The sequence below is a fragment of the Rhodoligotrophos defluvii genome, from assembly GCF_005281615.1.
GTDB lineage: Bacteria > Pseudomonadota > Alphaproteobacteria > Rhizobiales > Im1 > Rhodoligotrophos > Rhodoligotrophos defluvii.
Window position 1 is genome coordinate 288396 of record NZ_SZZM01000004.1, and the last position, 19280, is coordinate 307675.

The 19280-nt window shown below is 63.7% G+C and carries 14 protein-coding genes; 11 read left to right on the forward strand and 3 right to left on the reverse strand.

Annotated features, from left to right (window positions below; genetic code table 11):
* Nucleotides 1–24: 24 nt before the first annotated feature.
* From E4P09_RS18490 to E4P09_RS18505, 4 genes are all read left to right on the forward strand, one after another.
* Nucleotides 25–1074: a phosphotriesterase family protein gene (locus E4P09_RS18490; RefSeq protein WP_170984497.1), complete on the forward strand. Its 1050-nt coding sequence runs from the start codon at nt 25–27 to the stop codon at nt 1072–1074.
* A gap of 61 nt (nt 1075–1135) precedes the next feature.
* Nucleotides 1136–1519 carry a RidA family protein gene (locus tag E4P09_RS18495; RefSeq protein WP_170984498.1) on the forward strand — a complete coding sequence of 128 codons (384 nt, stop codon included), beginning with the start codon at nt 1136–1138 and terminating at the stop codon, nt 1517–1519.
* 5 nt (nt 1520–1524) lie between these two features.
* Nucleotides 1525–2592, forward strand: a complete 1068-nt coding sequence (locus tag E4P09_RS18500; RefSeq protein ID WP_205042179.1) for a CobW family GTP-binding protein — start codon at nt 1525–1527, stop codon at nt 2590–2592.
* 110 nt (nt 2593–2702) lie between these two features.
* Nucleotides 2703–3881 (forward strand): aromatic ring-hydroxylating oxygenase subunit alpha, encoded by a 1179-nt coding sequence (locus E4P09_RS18505; protein WP_137391100.1) that lies wholly within the window; start codon nt 2703–2705, stop codon nt 3879–3881.
* Here E4P09_RS18505 and E4P09_RS18510 read toward each other — a convergent pair whose 3' ends face one another.
* Together E4P09_RS18510 and E4P09_RS18515 are read right to left on the reverse strand one after the other, a co-directional pair.
* Nucleotides 3882–6167, reverse strand: a complete 2286-nt coding sequence (locus tag E4P09_RS18510) for a N,N-dimethylformamidase beta subunit family domain-containing protein (RefSeq protein WP_137391101.1) — start codon at nt 6165–6167, stop codon at nt 3882–3884.
* Between the two features lie 26 nt (nt 6168–6193).
* Nucleotides 6194–8536, reverse strand: coding sequence for an FAD-dependent oxidoreductase (locus E4P09_RS18515; RefSeq protein WP_137391102.1), 2343 nt, complete (start codon nt 8534–8536; stop codon nt 6194–6196).
* A gap of 361 nt (nt 8537–8897) precedes the next feature.
* Here E4P09_RS18515 and E4P09_RS18520 point away from each other — a divergent pair, with 361 nt between their 5' ends.
* The 5 genes from E4P09_RS18520 (at nt 8898) to E4P09_RS18540 (ending at nt 14020) form a co-directional block, all read left to right on the forward strand.
* Nucleotides 8898–9941, forward strand: a complete 1044-nt coding sequence (locus E4P09_RS18520; protein WP_137391103.1) for an ABC transporter substrate-binding protein — start codon at nt 8898–8900, stop codon at nt 9939–9941.
* A 94-nt stretch (nt 9942–10035) separates the two neighbouring features.
* Complete coding sequence (locus E4P09_RS18525; RefSeq protein WP_137391104.1) at nt 10036–11121, forward strand: ABC transporter ATP-binding protein; 1086 nt, start codon at nt 10036–10038, stop codon at nt 11119–11121.
* A 5-nt stretch (nt 11122–11126) separates the two neighbouring features.
* Entirely contained in the window at nt 11127–12011 is an 885-nt protein-coding gene (locus tag E4P09_RS18530) for an ABC transporter permease (RefSeq protein WP_137391105.1), read from the forward strand.
* A 2-nt stretch (nt 12012–12013) separates the two neighbouring features.
* Entirely contained in the window at nt 12014–12820 is an 807-nt protein-coding gene (locus E4P09_RS18535; protein WP_137391106.1) for an ABC transporter permease, read from the forward strand.
* Nucleotides 12821–12922: 102 nt separating this feature from the next.
* The gene (locus E4P09_RS18540) at nt 12923–14020 is read left to right on the forward strand and encodes a Glu/Leu/Phe/Val dehydrogenase dimerization domain-containing protein (RefSeq protein WP_137391107.1); all 1098 of its coding nucleotides are present in this window, start codon (nt 12923–12925) and stop codon (nt 14018–14020) included.
* Nucleotides 14021–14059: 39 nt separating this feature from the next.
* Here the strand turns inward: E4P09_RS18540 and E4P09_RS18545 are convergent, their stop codons facing one another.
* Nucleotides 14060–15022: a DUF6282 family protein gene (locus E4P09_RS18545; protein ID WP_137391108.1), complete on the reverse strand. Its 963-nt coding sequence runs from the start codon at nt 15020–15022 to the stop codon at nt 14060–14062.
* 192 nt (nt 15023–15214) lie between these two features.
* On the opposite strand from E4P09_RS18545, the gene E4P09_RS18550 reads away from it, so the two are divergent.
* A complete protein-coding gene (locus E4P09_RS18550) occupies nt 15215–17278 on the forward strand; it encodes a hydantoinase/oxoprolinase family protein (RefSeq protein WP_137391109.1) in 2064 nt (687 codons plus the stop codon).
* Nucleotides 17268–19274 (forward strand): hydantoinase B/oxoprolinase family protein, encoded by a 2007-nt coding sequence (locus E4P09_RS18555; protein ID WP_137391110.1) that lies wholly within the window; start codon nt 17268–17270, stop codon nt 19272–19274. Before E4P09_RS18550 ends, E4P09_RS18555 begins: the two co-directional genes overlap by 11 nt.
* Nucleotides 19275–19280: the final 6 nt, after the last annotated feature.

Consider the following 19280-nt stretch of genomic DNA (forward strand, 5'->3'; position numbering starts at 1 on the left):
GCCAATTCTCATAGTGGAAAGATCATGACTGTGCTCGGGCCGGTGTCGCCCAGCGAGATAGGCATCACCCAGATGCATGAGCACATGGTGATAGACTTCCTGGCGGTGGGGCTCGACAGTCAGGGCAGCCACGCCGCGGCCGTGGCGGAGGCCACGACTGCAGGGCTCGACTGGTATGAGCCGATCACGCTGCAGAACTACTATGCCGTCCGGCGCAACCCGTTCCTGCTGAAGGAGGCGATGCAGCTCCTCGATGTGGATCTGGTGACGAACGCGCTACTCGACTACCGCAAGGCGGGTGGCAGCTGCATCGTGGAAGTCACGCCGATCGGGGTCGGGCGCGATCCGCAGGCCTTGCGGCGCATGGCCGAGGCAACCGGCCTCCAGGTCGTCATGGGCACCGGCTTCTATGTTCGGGACTTTCAGCCGCCGGAGCTTGCGACGATGGACGAGGACGCGATTGCCGACGTCATCGTTGCAGATATCGAGCAAGGCGCCGGCACGCCTGCTGTCCGGCCCGGCATCATCGGCGAGGTCGGCCTGTCCTGGCCGATGCATCCTCAGGAAGTCAAGGCTTTGAGGGCTGCGGCGAAGGCGCAGCGGCGCACCGGCCTTGGCCTCACGATCCACCCGGGGCGAGATGTGAACGCGCCGTTCGAGGCCATGCGCATCGTCGAGGAGGCGGGCGGCGACCCCACCCGCACCATCATCTGCCATCTCGACCGCACGATCTTCGAGGATCGCGACTTCATCCGGCTCGCCAAGACCGGCTGCTATTGCGAGCAGGACCTGTTCGGCTGGGAAACCCGCCACTATCCGCTTTCGGATATCGACATGCCCAATGATGCCGGGCGGATTGCCCATATCAGGGCGCTGGCCGATGCCGGCCATCTCGATCAGGTGCTTGTCTCGCACGACGTGGATTCCAAGCTTCGCCTCAAGCCGTATGGCGGCGAAGGCTATCAGCACATTCTCGAGAACGTTGTGCCGGTGATGAAGCGGAAGGGCTTCAGCCAGGCCGAGATCGACCGGATTCTCATCGAGAACCCGCGACGGGTGCTGACAATCCAGTGACGTTCGCCAATCATGCAGCTGGTGCCGGCGGCACATGCCGGCCGACAGGGAGGAGAAGATCATGACTGTTCAACGTGTCAATCCGCCGACCATGATGAAGCCGTTCGGCAGCTATTGCCAGGCGACCAGGCGGGGCAACATCGTCGCCACGGCGGGCGTCGCCGCCATCGACAAGGACGGCAAGATCGTCGGCGGCAATGACATCGAAGCGCAGACCAGGGCGACGCTCGACAATCTCCGATACGCGCTGGAGTCCGTCGGAGCCAGTCTCGCCGACGTCCTGAAAGTGACGGTATTCATCACCGACTTTGCCAATTACAAGGGGTTCAACAAGGCATTCGATGAGTATTTCGCCAATAATCCGCCGGCCCGCGCCACGGTGCGGGCCGATCTTGTCCTGAAGGAGCTTCTGATCGAGATCGATGCGATCGCGGTCGTGGCCTAGCGGTGATGGCGAACGGCGAGCCGAGTGCCATGGGCGACCGGCCGCTGCCGGTGTCTCTGCTGACCGGCTTTCTCGGCAGCGGCAAGACCACCGTTCTGCGTCATGTCCTGGCGCTGCCAGGCATGGCGCGCACGGCGGTCATCGTCAACGAGCTGGGTGAAGTCGGGCTAGACCATCATCTGATCGGCACCACGGTTGCGGACAACACCGTGCTGTTGGACAATGGCTGCCTCTGCTGTGCCATGAAGGATGATCTCATCCGGACGCTGCGCCAGCTCTATATGCGGCGTTATGCGGGGGAGGTTCCGCCATTCGAGCGGGTCGTGATCGAAACCACGGGTCTTGCCGATCCGGCCTCCATCATTCACAGCCTGCTCACCGACCAGCTGCTGGCGGACTGCTTTCGGCTCGACGGCGTCCTTGCGACGGTGGACGGCGTGACCGGGATGGCGACGCTCGAAGCTTACGCGGAAGCGGTGAAGCAGGCAGCCATGGCCGATCGCCTGCTGCTGACCAAGAGCGACTTGGTGAGCGATGCCGAAGAAGCAGCCTTGCGGGCGCGGCTGCATGACCTGAACCCGGGCGCGCCGATCATCACCGTGGTCGAGGGCGTGGTGTCTCCCGAGCAGCTGTTCAATGCGGGCTACTACAATCCCGAAACGAAAACCGCGGACGTGAGACGCTGGCTTGCCGCGGAAGCCTATCAGCAGACGGACGAAGATCATCATCACCATGACCACGATCACGAAGGTCATGGCGACGCGCTCGATCGACCACGGCACCAGCGGGAGATCGCGTCGTTCTGCGTGACCCTGGAGGAACCGTTGGACTGGCGCGACTTCGTGATCCGGCTGCGGAAGCTGATCGCCACGCACGGCAGCAAGCTGCTCCGAATCAAGGGCATCGTGAACGTCATGGGCCGGGACGCGCCCATCGTCATTCATGGTGTGCAGCATCTCCTGCATCCGCCGGTGGCGCTCGAGGCCTGGCCGGATGCAGATCATCGCAGCCGGATCGTGTTCATTACCCGCGCACTCGACCCGGAGGCTGTTCGGCAAGCCCTGGCCGCGTGAGATCGCGGCGCCGCCGGCGCGGGACCCCTCAGCTCAACGCGGCAGCTCCTTGACCAGACGGCTTCGCTCAGCCTATTGTTAAACCGATCAATCGATATGAAAAAAGAGGAATGCCAGTGACCACCCGCCAGCTCTCCTCCGAGGCGATCGATCTCTTGGGCAAGCTCAAGCGATATGCAGCCGACCCGCTGGGGCACACGCGAACCACGCCGCCCGCGCTCTACAACAGCCAGGAGATCTTCGACCTGGAGATGGAGCGGATCTTTGCCAAAGCCTGGGTGTGTCCGGGCTACGCGGCGGAGATCCCGAATGTCGGGGATTACATCACCTATTCCATCGCAGATCAGCCCGTATATGTCATCCGCGACAAGGACGGGCGTATACGGACCTTTTCGAACGTCTGCCTGCACCGCATGATGATCCTGGTGGAAGGCCGCGGCAATATGCGCCGAGCGATCTGCCCCTATCACGCCTGGACCTATGATCTGGATGGAAAGCTGATCGGCGCCGGCCATATGCAGCAGACCGACAGCTTCAGGAAGGAAGACTACTGCCTGCCGGAGATCCGGACCGAAGTTTGGAACGGCTGGATCTACATTACCCTCGACCAGAACGCGCCGAGCATCGCGTCGGAGCTTGCTCCGCTGGAGCCGCTATTGGCTCGTTACGGAATGGCCAGCTATGTGCCGGTCATTCACCAGGACCATGTGTGGCAGACCAATTGGAAGCTGCTGACCGAGAATTTCATGGAGGGCTATCACGGCCCTGTTGCGCACAAGGCGACAGTGGGCGCCGGGATGCGGCTTGAAGACACGAGCTTCCCGAAGGAGCGCTATCGCGCCTTCACCTATTCGACCTTCACCAAGCCGGAGGGGGCGAAATACGGCAATGCCCATCCCGAAAACAAGCGGCTGGAGGGCATCTGGCGGCGCACGGCGGTGATGCCGACCGTGTTTCCCACACACATGTTCTCCTGCTCGCCGGATTATCTCTGGCACCTGTCCCTGCGTCCGAAAAGCCCCGGCGAGGTGCAGGTCCGGGTGGGCGTTGCCCTTGCCCCGGAGAACTATGCGGAGATCAACGATCTCGAGGCGCACTTGACGCCGCTGGTGCAGTTCTTCGATCAGGTGAATGCGGAGGACCGGTTCGTGGTCGAGGGGATCTACAAGGGCTCGTGCGCCCCCTTGGCGGCGAGTGGCCCGCTCAGCTGGCTGGAGCGGGAAATTCACGATTTCATGGCCTATCTGGCCGACAATCTCGCGCCGGACCTGGCGCCGCATCCCGCATGACTAGCTTCCGTTCGGGGCACTCAGGTCGCGCTTGAAGGCGAAGGCGCGGATCACGTTCCCCGTCAGACGGGAGATGTTGTTGTCGTAATTGTTGTGCGACAGGCTTCCCATGTAGGTGATGGAGCCGACGGAGAACACGGCGCCGCCCTTGGGCGTCTCGAAATAGGTGATATCGGCGCGCACATCCGGGCATTCGGTCCCGCCCTGGTGTGGGTCGACCGCCACCAGCTCTTCAATGGCTCGCTGCATCGCATCCGGATGCCCGAAGGACGCGGCGAGCACGGTCGCATTGGGCGGTGTGCCCAGGCGATGATCCGCCCGGTCGATCTCCCAGCCGGCGGCGCCGCCCATATGCAGGCCGAAATCCCCGAGCACCTCATCCTCGATACCTTCGAAGATGAAGGCCACGGCCGGCTGATAACTGGCCGGCGTGCGCCGGTAGGCACCCGCTGGCGCAAGACCCGACATCGCGGATGTTCCGATGCCCACCACTGCCTGGGGCGGCAGGCCGCGCGTGCGCCACAGGCCGCCGAACTCACCGGTCTGGCTGTGATGGCATTCGCCCGGTTCGGAGGTCCAGGTGCGCGACCCGGTATACCCTCTCCGGATCTCCATCAGGTGCGGCCGCTCGGCATCGATGGAGGTCACCCAGTAGAAGCCATTGCCGCCGAGATACATGAGCCGCCCGCCCTCAGCGAGATAGGCTTGCAAGGCCGTCATCATCTGCGTGGTCCAGTATTCCGGATGGGCCCCGGTGACGATGACCTTGTAGCGGTCCAGCAGTGACTTGCCCTCATCGTGCAGAAGCACATCATCGATCACGTCGAAGGGCAGCTGCTTTTCTTCGAGCCAGTCGACCAGATAAAGGTCGCAAGACAGTAGGTGGGGGAAGCGGAACTCCAGGTTCGGCTTGTTGTAGCGCGGCCGGATATTGACCAGCGGGCGCAGCCAAGAGGCATAGCAGACGGGGCTGCCGTCGCTGTGATGCTCGTAAAGCGACCTGAGCCGGTGCCGCGGCACATAGCGGAGGATCGACTCTTCATAGGGGGTCGCCAGCTTGGCCAAATCCTCGAGGATTTCCGCGGAAGGCGTGCTGGTGAGGTGCCCCTCTTCGAAGATCAGGTTGTTGTTGGCATAGGCGAGGTAGGTGAGGCTCGGAATGAGGAAGCCGATCGGCGCCGTCGCCCGACCGGTTGGCGGCCGCACGATGAACGGCACGTAGTCCTCCGCGCCATCGGTCGTGAGGTGGAAGGCATAGATGCCCGACGGCCAGTCCTCGGGCACAGTGAGATGGATGTCCGGCGTCCAGCCGACGTCCTCCAGGTCATCGTCGTGGAAGTGGATCGCGCCATATTGCTCGGGTGCGGAGCGATAGTCCTGTTCGACCGCAGCCCAGTTGTGCCCGGTCACGGCCCGCGCCGGCATGTTGTGGATGGCGCCGTGGAGCTGGTTTGGTGACCGGTCGAAAGCCACCGCGCTGCTGATGCCGACGGAAAAATCCCAAGCCGCCACCACGCCCGGCATCCGCTCAGGCCCCTGCGCGCCGGAACGAAGGGCGTCCAGCTCGGCATCGGCGAGTGCGCGCTCGAACACCATTGGCCGGTCGATTTTGCCATTGAAATGATGCTGAATGGCCGATGGTTGTTCCGACGGTACCCGATGGCTCGCGGCAATCAGGAACGGGACCTCGGGAATGCCTGGCTTGGTCGCCGCCACGTGCCGTTCCGTACGGCCCGTGATGGGCAGCCCCGGCCACTCGTGCTTGGCGAATTGGTCGAGGATGAGCTTCCCCTGTTCTGCATCGAAGCGGCAGGCGACGAATGTCCATTCCCGCTCGCGCAATGAGTGCTTGCTCCGCAAAGACACAGCAGGGCTTTGCAGTCCTTCACCCATCCGGGCGGTGAGACAACCACCTTCACCGATCTCCAATGCGAAGCCGCACTGGCCTTCTTCGACCCGCCGCGACATGAGGGCGGCCGGGGCGGCTGCCAGTAGGGTGGGGTAGATCCAGCAGCACAGGGTGAAGCTACGCAGCCTGTCGAATGGCCCGCACTCGGCTACAGAAATATAAGACCCGGGATGGATCCCCTGGACATGCCCGGCATATGTCCCATCGATGCCGGAGGCGACCGGCCTCGCGCGAAAGCCGGGGCCTGAAGGGTTCACGTCACCATGGCGCAGTTGCAGGATTTCGGCGCGATACGCCGGCGCTTCGCAGCTCACCATGCAGGCGAGCCGCTCTCCCGGCGCCACGGCGAACCGATGCACGTAGCCGACGATCTTCATCAAGACCTCCGCGTCTGCCGGGCTTGTTAGGCGCGAGAGGGAAGGGGAAAGAGCGGTCGCGCGACACCACCGGCCAGTACGGCCAGCTCGGTGCCCGCCGCGACAGGGGCCTCGATCAGGGCCATGAGCACCGTGTCGTCGCCACCGTCGCCGCCAGCCGCGACACTGGTCACGTGGCCGACCCGCGCGCCGTCGGCCAGAAGCGGTGCGTGCAGCAACCCATCCCCGCGATATCCAGGCAGCCTGAAGACGAAGCTGCGCCGCAGGGCACGCTCCTGATTGTGAGTGAGAACGGCATCCCGGCCGAGAAACACCCTATTGTGCTCAGGTTCGAGGAGGTCCATCAGACCAGTCGATCCCAAATCCGTGAACGGCGTGACGTCGATGCCAAAGCGCGGCATTCCGTTGCGGGTGGCGAGCGTGGCAGCGGCAAGGCTCCCGGCATGGCGCAGTCCGAAATGCTCGCCCTTGTCGATGATCGCCCGATAGGCGCAGACGGCGAATTCGGTGTGCATCAGCAGGAACACTCCGGTCAGCCCGGCCACGGTCAAGGCGTGCGCTGGGGCGAAGCCGAGCTGGATCGGCTGCAGCGATGGTCCCTCGGGATCGTAACCCTCCGCGGCGGCCGCAACGAGCGCTGCAGCATGCGGACCGACCAGGCGCAGGCAGGCCCAGCCCGAGGTCACGTCCACGAGCGCGACGGTCCCATCCGGACGGTGGCGCTCTACCCAAGCCTTGAGGCGGGTGCTCTGTTCGGCTTCCGTGAACAGGAGATAGCCGTTCTCCTTGAGCCCGACGACCACCGGCAACGCTTCCAAGCCGCCGAACCGGTTGAGGAACGGCGCCAGTCGCGCCTCGCCAACAGCCACTCGGGGGGCTCCGCTCAGGTGCCGCAACGTCTGCTCGGCCGCCGGACCTTCGAGATGCAGGACACAGTCGCTGGACCGGTCGAACAGCGCCACGGCGGTTTCCGCGGCTTGCACTTCCTCGGCCACAGCGACTGCTCCAGGTTCGCCCTTGCCGAACCAGATCGGGCATTCCCAGCTCTGCACGGTGGTGAATTGAGCGCCTTGCGCCGCCATGGCCTCGTGCAGCGGCGAAAGCCTGATCTGCCGGGTGTTGTCGAAATCAAGCTCCGGCTCGGGGAAACGGCACATATGGGTGACGACTTCGCTCGCCCTCTGGCGGAGATAGGGCCGGCCCGCTTGTGCTTCACCGAAGCGACGGATGTCGAGCTTGGTCACGTCCATGCTCGGCCGTCCGTCCATGATCCATTCGGCGGTCAGGCGGCCCACCGCGCCCGACAGGGCAATCCCGGAAGAGTTCATGCCGGCGGCCACGAACAGGCCGCCAACCGCTGGCGCCTCGCCCAGCACCATCTGCATGTCCGGGGTGAAGCTTTCCGGGCCGTTGATGACGGTGCGCACCTCCGCGGTCTGCATCACCGGAAAGCGCTCCAGGGCGGCCTCCATGTTGGGCTCGATCTGCTCCCAATTGACATCGAATAGGCCGAAGGAGAAATCATCCGGCAGTTCGGCCGGTGACACCGGTATGGCATTGATGTCGAAGAAGCCGAGCAGCAGCCCGCCCACGTCTTCCCGGCCGTAGCACTTCTCGTCATAGGAGAGGAACATGGGCATGTCCCGGGTGATGACGTCGATAGGCTTGGTCAGCAGATAGTGATGCTGAACCGCGTGCAGCGGAATGTGCACGCCGGCCAAGGTGCCAAGGTCCGACGACCACATGCCGGCGGCGATCACCGCATGCTCGCAGATGATCTCGCCGTGTTTCGTCAAGACCGCATGGATGCGGCCGTTTCGGGTGGCGAAGCCGGTGGCCGGCGTATCCTCGAACACCCGGGCGCTTCGCAGCCTGGCGCCGCGCGCCATGGCCGTGGCCAGATCGGTAGGATTGATGCGGCCATCGCCCGGCACCCATAGGCCGCCCTCAAGACCTTTCGCACTGACCACCGGAAGCTTGGCGGCGACCTCCGCCGGCGTCATAGGCTCCAGCTCGATGCCGCGGACCTGGCCCAGCGGCTTGAGGCCACGAAAGATCTCCATCCGCCGCTTCTCGGTTGTGAAGAAAACCCGGCCCGTCTGCCGCCAGCCGAGGGCTTGGCCGGTTTCCGCCTCGAGCTTGGGATAAAGGCCGACCGAATAGGCGATCATGTCGCTGATCAGCGGGTCGGCGCGATAGGTCTCCATGTTCCCGGCAGCATGCCACGTGGTTCCGCTGCCGAGCTTCGAGCGCTCGAGCAGCACCACGTCGGTGCAACCCAGCGCGGCCAAGTGGTAGGCTATGCTGCAGCCGACCACGCCGCCGCCGATCACCACGACACGGGCATGACTGGGCAACTCGGTGCTCATGGATTTCCCCCTGGGCGGCTCACGATGCACCCGTTTTGGCCGGGGCTATCTGCGTTATTGGCCGCTCTCATTCCACATCACTATTTATGCGCGTCTGTTCTCTGTCAAGCAACATTGGTGCATGACAGTGGTTGCGAGATGTGATACCCATGCTGGAGGGACAGGGGTATCGCGCGACAGTCGTAGGGTCGGCCAACAGACAGGCACTGGAGCCGGGTCGTTCTGCCTTTGCTGTAATTCTTCCGGTTCGCCACTAAAGTTGCTTGACCGTTTATCCGGCGTTATTCAGGCTGAGTGCACCACCTCAGCTTTTGCGTAGAAAAACGAGACCAGCACGAGAGCTGTTACTGGGGAGGATATCATGAAACGACAGCTTGGCATTGTGGGCACGCTGGCAGCGCTCGCCCATCTTCTCACGCCGCCAGCACAAGCGACCGAAACGATCGTCTATGCCGGCTATGGTGGCACCTATCAGGAAGCTGTGCGAAAGGGCGCGCTGGAGCCGCTGGCAAAGGAAATGGGCATAACCATCCGCGAAGAGACGATCAGTTCGCTCGCCGATGTGAAGGTGCAGGTGGAAGCCGGCAGTCCTTCGATGGATCTGTCCGAGGCCAATGTGAACGATTGTCTGGTCGGCTCCCAGCAAAACCTTTGGGAACCGCTCGACTATAGCGTCATCGATACGTCCGGCATCGATCCGGCGGTGGTCAAGAAGGACTGGGTGGGCGGCCTGACCAACTGGTCGACGGTGTTGGCCTACAGCACCAAGAAATATGGCGATAATCCGCCGAAGAGCTGGGCTGATTTCTGGGATGTCGAGAAGTTCCCGGGCACGCGGGCCATGTGGAACAACCCCTATCACAACGTGGAAATCGCGCTGCTTGCAGATGGGGTTGCGCCGGACAAGCTCTATCCGCTCGATCTCGAGCGGGCCTTCCGGAAGCTCCGGGAAATCAAGCCGCACATCACGGTCTGGTACACCTCCGGCGGCCAGGCGACCCAGCTCTTGACCGACGGTGAAATCGACATGATGCCGTTCTGGAACGGGCGTGTTGCCAAGGTGATCGAGGATGGTGCGCCGGTGGCCCTCACCTTCAACCAGGGCATCCTCGCCTTCGATTGCATGGTGGTGCCGCGGGGCGCCAAGAACAAGGAACTGGCCATGAAGGTGCTGAACCGGCTGCTCGCGCCGGACATGCAGGCCGCCATCCCCCAATTCATCGCCTATGGTCCCGTGAACAGCAAGGCCTACGAGACGGGCAAGATCACGCCGGAGATCGCGGAGACCCTGCCGTCAGCGCCGCAGAACCTGAAGGTTCAGGTCCCGGTGAATGACGAGTGGTGGGGGGACCTGAAGAACGCCGAGAAGGTCCAGGAAATGTGGACGCAGCTGGTTCAGGAATAGCCGGCCGGCCCACTCGACGAGCTCCTGCCCGCATCGGCCGCGCCGGTGCGGGCGCTGTGCCCCTGGATAGCACACAGGTTCGAATGCGTTCGACATGACCGCCACCACACCTGCGCGTTCACTGCCGATCAAAATCGAGGCGCTTACCAAGGTCTATGGGAGCGCCCATGCCCTGGCCGGCGTCAGCCTCGACATCATGGCAGGCGAGTTCCTGACCTTGCTGGGGCCTTCCGGCTCGGGAAAGACCACGCTGCTGATGGCGCTGGCGGGGTTCGTCCATCCGGATTCCGGCCGCATCAGGTTCGGCGAGACAGAAGTGACCTTGCTGCCGCCGCACAAGCGCAATGTGGGCATGGTCTTTCAGAACTATGCCCTGTTTCCGCACATGACGGTGCTGGAAAACGTCAAGTATCCGCTGAAGCTGCGCGGCATCAAGGGTAGCGAAGCGGAACAGCGCGCCGAACGGGCGCTGGGTTTGGTGCAGCTCGACGGCTTCGGCAACCGCCGGATCGACCAGCTCTCCGGCGGCCAGCAGCAGCGGGTCGCGCTCGCCCGGGCCATCGTCTTCGAGCCGCCGGTCCTGCTGATGGACGAGCCGCTCTCGGCGCTCGACAAGAAGCTGCGCGAGGCGATGCAGGTTGAAATTCGGCGGCTGCACGAGCGCGTCGGCGCAACCACCGTCTATGTCACCCACGACCAGCACGAAGCGCTGGCCATGTCCGACCGGGTGGCGGTTCTGAGCCAGGGGCGGTTGCAGCAAGTCGGGCCGCCTGAAGAGATCTACCAGCACCCCGCCAACCTGTTCGTGGCGGACTTCATCGGCGATTCCCACGTATTCCCGGTTCAACGGGAAAACGGCCGGATCCTGCTTGGATCGCGTCCATTGAACCCGCCCGGTTCGATCCCGGACGGGCCGCTGATGCTGGTGGTGCGGCCGGAGAAGCTCAACCTGCTGAATGGACCGTCGAGCTCCGACATGAACGAACTGGACGGGCTTGTGAGCCGGAAGGTTTTCGTGGGCGATGCGGTCATCGTCTTCGTTACGCTGGCAAACGGCCCGGAGCTCACGGTCAAGGTTCAGACGCGGCACGGCCTGACCGATACGCTTCCTGATCCCGGCCAGCCCATCAGGCTCGGTCTGCACCAGGCCGACACGATCCTGCTGCCGGCGGAGAGGTGAGGCGCATGGTCAATCCACCCGTGAACGGCGAAGCGCTGCGCGCCTATGCCCGCAAGGAATACTGGAGCGTCCTCGCCTTGAGCTTTCCGGCGCTCCTGCTGGTTTCAGTCGTGCTTTTTCTCCCGACCGGATGGCTGTTCGCCTTGTCGTTCTTCGACGATGCCGGTCAGTTGTCCTTGGTGAACTACCAGCGCCTGGTCGAGCAGCCGTCCTATCTCCGGGTGTTCCAAACCACGTTCCTGCTCAGCCTGGCCGTCACCTTCTTCACCGTGCTCATCGGCTATCCCCTGGCCTATCTGCTGTCGCAGCTGCCCCGGCGCGTCGCCAATTTCTGCCTGCTGGCGGTTCTGCTGCCGTTCTGGACGTCGCTTCTGGTCCGCACCTATGCGTGGCTGGTGCTCCTCCAGCGCAACGGTCTCATCAACACCACGCTTCGGGATCTCGGGCTGACGGACGAGCCGCTCCGGCTGGTGCACAACTTCACCGGTGCCGCCATCGGCATGACCCATATCATGGTGCCGTTTCTGGTGCTGCCGCTCTATGCGTCCATGCGCGCGATCAACCCGAATTACGTGAAGGCCGCCGCCAATCTCGGCGCTGGACCCGCCCGGAGCTTCTGGGACGTTTTCGTGCCGCTATCCCTCCCCGGATTGCTTGCGGGCATCTCCCTCGTGTTCGTGTTGTGCCTCGGCTTCTATGTGACGCCGGCGCTGCTCGGCGGAGGCAAGGTCATCATGATCGCGCTGCGCATCGATATGAATCTGCGGCTCTATAACAGCTGGGGCGCGGCAAGCGCCCTCGGCGTGGTGCTGCTCATCGCCACGGGCCTCATTCTCTATCTCGCCAACCGCCTCACCCGGGCCGGTTTTGGCGCCGGCGCGTTTCGCTGACCATGGCCTCGCACTGGCAAGCCACCCACCGGCAGCGCGCCTGGCTTTATGTGCTCGGCGGCGCGATCATGATGTTCCTGCTGCTGCCCACCTTGCTGGTCGTGCCGATGTCGTTCTCCGACTCCAGCTTCCTCGGCTTTCCCCCGCCGGGCTGGTCCACGCGATGGTATGAGCACTACTGGAACTCGACCGAATGGACCTCTGCGACTTGGGTATCCCTGCGCGTCGCCCTGGTCACGGTGCTCGTCGCCACGCCTCTGGGCACGCTCGCTGCCTATGGCCTGCACATGAGCCGCGGACCCCTCGCCACCGCCATTTTCTTCGCCTTGGCCACCCCCCTGGTCGTCCCCGTGATCTTCATCGCCATCGGCGTGTTCTATCTCTACTCGCGGCTAAACCTGCTCTACACGACCACCGGGCTGGTCATCGCCCATTCGACCCTTGCGTTGCCCTTTGTCATGGCGCTGGTGGCCTCGGGTCTCAAGAGCTTCGACGAGAATCAGGAGAAAGCCGCCCGCAGCCTTGGCGCACCCCGCTGGCGCGCCTTTCTTACGATCACCTTGCCGCAGATCAGGTTCTCCGTTATCTCAGCCGCGCTGCTCGCTTTTCTCACCTCCTTCGACGAGGTGATCATCGCGCTGTTGATCTCCGGCGGGCTCAACGAGACCTTGACACGCCGCATGTTCACGACTTTGCGTGATCAGATCGATCCGACCATCGCCGCCATCTCCACCATCCTGATCGGCATCTCGATCGGCTGCGTTCTGCTGTCCCAGGCTCTGCAGGCCAAGAGCGACGAGAGGGGGTGAACGACAGCCCCTTCCTTTACGCCGCAAACCGCTTTCCAATCTTTATGGCGGAGCATTTGTGGCCTCTACGGCGTTGTCATGGGAAGGAGCTGGGAGTCATTGATGCGGATCTTCGATCATCCGAGCTTTTCCGATCACGAGCAGGTCGTGTTCGTTGCAGACCGGGAAGCTGGGCTGCGCGGCATCATAGCCGTGCACAATACGGTGCGTGGTCCAGCGCTCGGCGGCTGCCGGATCTGGCCATACAGGGACGAGAGCGAGGCGGTTGCCGACGTTCTGCGCCTCTCCCTCGGCATGACCTACAAGGGCGCCATGGCGGATCTGCCGTTTGGCGGCGGCAAGATGGTGGTGATCGCCGATTCAGCCACGGAGAAGACCCCTGCCTTGCTCCATGCGATCGGCACGGCGGTCGATCGCATGCAGGGACGCTACATCACCGGCGAGGATGTCGGCACCACGTCCGACGACATGGCCGAGATCGCGAAGAAAACCGACAAGGTGCTGGGATTGCCGCCAAGCCTCGGCGGCAGCGGTGATCCTTCGCCCAGCACCGCCCGCGGCTGTTTCGCGGGCATCAAGGCATCCATCCAGCACCTTACCGGCGCGGACGATCTCTCCGGTGCCACGGTTGCGGTTCAGGGGCTCGGCCATGTGGGCTGGCGCCTTTGCGAATTGCTGGCTGGCGCTGGCGCCGTCCTCGTGGTCACGGACATCAGGCCTGAGACGGTGGCTAAAGCTGCTGCCCGTTTCGGGGCACGGACCGTGGCCCCCGAAGAGATCTATGACGTACCGGCGGACATCTTCGCCCCCTGCGCCCTTGGCGCGGTCCTGAACGATGATACGGTGCCTCGGCTCAAAATGCGCATGGTCGCGGGTTCGGCCAACAATCAGCTGGCGGCTCCAACGCATGCGGAGATGCTGCGAGATCGAGGCATTCTCTACGCCCCCGATTACGTGATCAATGCCGGCGGCCTCATTCAGCTTGCCGGCGAGTATTTCGGCTTCGGGCGCGAGGAGCTCGACCGCCGGCTCGCCGGTATCGGCAACACGTTGCTGCAGGTGTTCGAGACGGCGCAAGCGCGGGGCCTGTCGACCCACGAAGCTGCCGATAGGCTGGCAGAGCAGCGGCTGAAGCGCGAGCCCGCGCCGACTGCACAGCCTTCTCCCGAACGCGTAGACGCCGACGGATCTCGCGGCTAAGAAGCTTGCGGATAGATCGGGCCAACGGCCCCACACGCGTCAGGACAGAAGCAGGGCGCGACGGCCGTTGTCGCAGAACATTGCAAGGAAATCCGCCTTGGAGATCTCACCGTCGAGCAGGGCCGCCAGTTCGGCGGCATAGCGCACCGTGCCTTCGGGAAACGGCTCGCTGTTGACCTGGCCGAAATCGGTGGAGAGCAGGGTCTTCTCCGGACCGACGGCGCGGATCGCCTGGGCAAAGGCTGAGAGTGCGACGCCATCCTGGGTATGGATGGCGAAGCAATGTTCGACGAAGACCTCGGGGAACTTTGCCAACTGGCGCTGGTCCTCGTCGGAAAGACCAATGGCAGGATGGTGCGGATGGGTGAGGATCACGCGCTTTATCCCCATTTCGCGCGCCATGGGAACGAGGCGCTTGACTTCGCGACCCGACAGATGGCCGGTCGCAAGAATGCAGCCATTGGCCGCGATGGCTTCGAGTGTCGCGATCAGACCGGTCGTCGCGCGCAGCTCGCTGTCGAAGGCGACCACGGGCACCGGCTCGGAACTGGCGCTTGCCGGATCGGGCTCGTGGCCATGCGAGCAACATCCAGACCAGCGCGGGTCGAAGCCGAAACCATAGGTCTCGAGGTGCGCCACCGCATGGACGGTTGGCATCCAGACGACGACAGGTGCATTGTCCGGTGCCGGATCATCGACGCGGGTCCGATTCCCGGATATGGCACCTTCGATCGCCGCCGGATTGAGCCCGCCCACATAGTTGTTGAGGACCACCCCGCCGAAGAAACGGGCGCCGAAACGGGCGCGCGCCAGGGCGGCCAGCGGCGTGGTTGGATAGGTATGGTTCTTGAGCACGAGCGTCGCGCCGAAGGGGGCAGCGACGTCCGCCAGAGACTTCACGTCGTACCGGCGGATCACCAGCTCCGGGCCGACGTGATAATGGGTGTCCACAACCCCGGCGGACTGCAGCAGCTGTCGGATCTCTTCCGTCGACTGGAACATCTCGGTCTCTGCCTCGGCAACAGACGTTCACTAAAGCATCGCGCCGCCGGCCACACAAGCAAGGAGCACCCACGCGGGGGCTGTTGGGGTACCGCATAACTCGCGGTTTTGCCGTTGGGTCAAATTTGAATTGGCAAAGGGCTTGCCAGCCATGCCACTCCTGTCGGTCACCAACGATGGCTGGGAGCGGGCATGGCGTATCGTGTTGGGGTGGATGTCGGCGGATCCTTCACCGACTTCGCTGTGTTCAGCGAGACCGACGCGACCATCTTCACCCTGAAGGTGCTGTCGCGGCCGGATGCGCCAGGCGCAGAAATCGTGAGAGGCCTTGACGTCCTCAAGGAGCGGCACGGGATCGAGCCTTCCGCGATCAGCTACTTCACCCACGGCACCACTGTGGGCGTGAATACGGTCATACAGCGCAATGGGCAGGACGTCGCCCTGTTCACGACCTTGAATTTCGAGGACGTGCTGCAGATCGCGCGGCTGAAGATCCCGCAGATCCACAATCTCTACTCCAGGCGCCCCAACCCGCTCATCCCGCGCTGGCGGGTGTTCGGGATCAATGAGCGCATCGACGCCACCGGCCATATCCTGATCGAGCCGAGCCATGTGGACGTTGCCGATGCGGTCGCCCGGGCCAAAGCTGCAGGCGCCACGGGAATCGTGATCTCCTTCCTCCACTCCTATCGCAACCCGGCCAATGAGCTGGCCGTCAAATCGATGATCGCCGAAATCGCCCCGGGCCTGCCGGTGTTCTGCTCGAGCGAGATCTGGCCGATCATCCGAGAATATGAGCGCACCATCACCGCCGTGATCAGCGGGTATGTGCAGCCGAAGGTCGCGCACTATTTGGACTCGTTCGAGCGGGTTCTGCGCGAGCGCGGTGTCGCCTGTCCCCTGCACATCACCAAGACCAATGGCGGCGTGATGGGAATCGAGCAGGCGAAAGCCGAATGCGTTCAGATGATCCTGTCCGGCACGGCCTCCGGTGTCATCGGCGCCGGATATTTGGCCAAGACCTGCGGCCTTCTCAAGGTGCTCAGCCTCGATATCGGCGGGACCAGCGCCGACATGGCGGTCATCATCGACGGCACGCCGCAATATGGCGTGGGCGAACTGATCGGCGACTTTCAGATCCATGTGCCATCGGTGTCGGTCAGCTCGGTGGGCCAGGGCGGCGGCTCGATCGCCTGGGTCGATGAGCTCGGCATCCTCAAGGTCGGCCCCGACAGCGCCGGCTCCACGCCGGGGCCGGTCTGCTACGGACGAGGCGGCGAAAGGCCGACCCTCACGGATGCCGTTGCCGCAAGCAATCTCATCGGCCACATGCCGTTGGGTTATGGCGCGGTCACGGTCGACCATGCCGCCGCCCGCGCCGCCATTGCCCCGCTTGCGCAAAAGCTCGGGCTTTCGGTCGAGCAGACCGCCGGCAACATCATCGAAATCTCGGTTTCCAGCATGTATGCCGAGGCCAGCGGGCTCATTTCCCGCTACGGCATAGATCCGCGCGAGTTCCACCTCTTCGCCTTTGGTGGCGCCGGCCCCATGCTCGCTTGCTTTCTCGCCCGCGAGCTGAACATGCGGGGTGTCGTCGTGCCGCCGACGCCCGGGGTGGTCTCGGCCCTCGGTGGGCTCATTGCGGATCTCAAGAACGACTTCATCCGTACCCTTTACGTGGATCTCGACCATGCCGGGGTCACGCAGGTGGCAAGCCCCTATGTGGCGCTGAAGGCGACCGCGCTGGACTGGCTCCATCGCAAGCAGGGCCACGCGGGTGATGCGACGCTCGCCGTTTCCGCCGATATGCGCTACCGGGGGCAATCCTACGAGATCGAGACCCCGTTGGAGGAAGCCTGGATCAACGAGGCGAATGCAGCCGCCATCGCCGGGGCTTTCCATGCCGAGCACGAGCGCATCTTCGGTCATGCGGATGAGAACGCGTCTGTTCAGATGGTGAACCTCCGCGTCGTCATCTCCGGCGCAACGGCGAAACCCGGCATCCGCGCCCTGCCGCGCGCCAACCGCCCGGTTCAGCCAATGCAGCAGATCACGGCGTGGTTTGACGGTGCCCCGCACGAGGTCAGCCTCTATGCCCGCGGCAGCCTGTTGGCCGGGCATGAGATCGCCTCGCCCGCCATCATCGTGCAGGAGGATACGACCACGGTGGTTCCGCCTGGCTTCTCGATCACCGTCGATGCCTTCGGCAATCTGTTGATCGCGCTGAACCATGAGGCTCGCGAACATGGCCATTGACCAGCGCAATCTTCAGGTACTCGCCAATTTCTGTGGCGCTGCCGCCGATGCCATGGCCTTCACCCTCATGCGCACGGCGCATTCGGCCTTCGTGAAGGAGACTGAAGACTTTTCCTGTCAGATCGTGACGCGGGAAGGGCTTGCCTTCGGCAACCCGCGCCAGTTCGGTGCGCCCTGGTACAGCGGCATCGACTATGGACCGCTGATCGAGATGTTCGACAGCTATTCGGAAGGTGACATCTGCATCACCAACGATCCCTATAGCGGCTATGTCGCCACCCATACGCCGGACATTCACATCTGGAAGCCGGTGTTTTACGAGGGCAAGCTCGCCTGCTTTGCGGTCGGACATATTCACAATACCGATGTGGGTGGCGCCGTCCCCGCGTCCCTGTCGCGCTCGCTGACCGAGATCGAGCAGGAGGGCATCCGCATCCCGCCGGTGAAGCTCATGGAGCGCGGCGTGATGAACGCGTTCGTGGGCCGCGTGCTTCGGACCAATGTTCGCCTGCCCGATCAGAACTGGGGCGACCTCAACGCACAGATCGCCTCGGTCAATGTGGGTGAACGGAAGATCCTGGAGATCATCCACCGCTTCGGCTTCGACGCGTTCATCGATGGCGTCGAGCAGATCCTCGACTATGCCGAGCAGCAAGCCCGGGCCATACTGCGCAAGGTGCCCGACGGCAGCTATTTCTTTGCCGATTATGCGGACGAGGACTCGAGTGGTGGCCGTCCGTGCCGGGTGGCCTTGACGTTGCGTGTCCGTGGCGACGAGGTGGAGCTGGACTATACCGGAAGCGATCCACAGCTTGGGTCCTCCCTGAACATGCCGACCGGTGGCCGCGAGCGCCACCCACTGGTCATGGTCGGGCTCACCTACGTGCTCTTTACTCTGAACAACAACCTCCTGCTGAATGCCGGCACCTTGCGGCCGGCTCGGGCCATTCTGCCGGAGGGAAGCATCGTCAATGCGCAAGCGCCTGCTGCGGTTGGCATGCGGTCGCTGATCTGCGCCATGACCCAGATCGTCACGGTGGGTGCCTTCTCCCAGGCCCTGCCGGACCTGATGCCGGCCGCTTCTCCCGGCGGCAATGCCATCATGAACGTGAAGACCACGGCCCGGAACGGCATGCCCGTGATGGCGTCCATCGGTCCGGTGGGTGGGGGCGGAGGCGGCACGCCCTTCTGCGATGGCAGCGACGGCGCCGGTGGCGCCACCGGCTTCCTGCGCAACACCCCGATCGAGATCAGCGAGGCGGAAGTTCCCATCCATTTCCTGCGCTACGGCCTGTGCCCCGACACGGGCGCCCCGGGCAAATTTCGGGGCGGGCTTTCTGCAGTGATGGAATTCCGGGTATCCGCGCCAGGCACGGTGGTCACCGCACGGAATCGCAATCGATCCATCATGCCCTCCTGGGGCGTGCGCGGGGCGCAGGCCGCCAAGCTGTCGCAATTTGTCAAAAATCCCGACCAGCCCGAGGAAGTGCAATTGGGCAATGCCGATCTCGTCGAGTGCCATCCAGGCGATGTGATCCGCGTGGTCGGGCCGGGTGCCGGCGGCTATGGCGATCCGTTGGAACGCTCGCCCGAGGCCGTCTTCGCCGACGTCCGCCAGGGCTATGTCTCGCCGGCCAGCGCGATGGCCGATTATGGCGTGGTCGTCCATGACGGCATGCTCGACCTCGAGGCCACGAAGCGCCAGCGCGCCTCCCGCGCGCGCCGACCAGCCCCGCATTTCACCTATGGCCGCGAGCGGATGGAATTCGAGCAGATTTGGACGAAGAAGCGTTTCGACCTGCTGACCGCGTTCCTGTGGCAAATGCCCGTGCAATGGCGCTTTTTCCTGAAGCACCGGATTTTCGAGGCGGTCGAACAGTCAACCGAAACGGAAAAACCGGTCGAAGCACAAATGGTCGAGATTTTCGAGGCCTTGCGCAAGCAATACGCTCTGCCAATTCCATATCGGCCGTTCACCGTATCGCAACAGGACTGAGCGGGT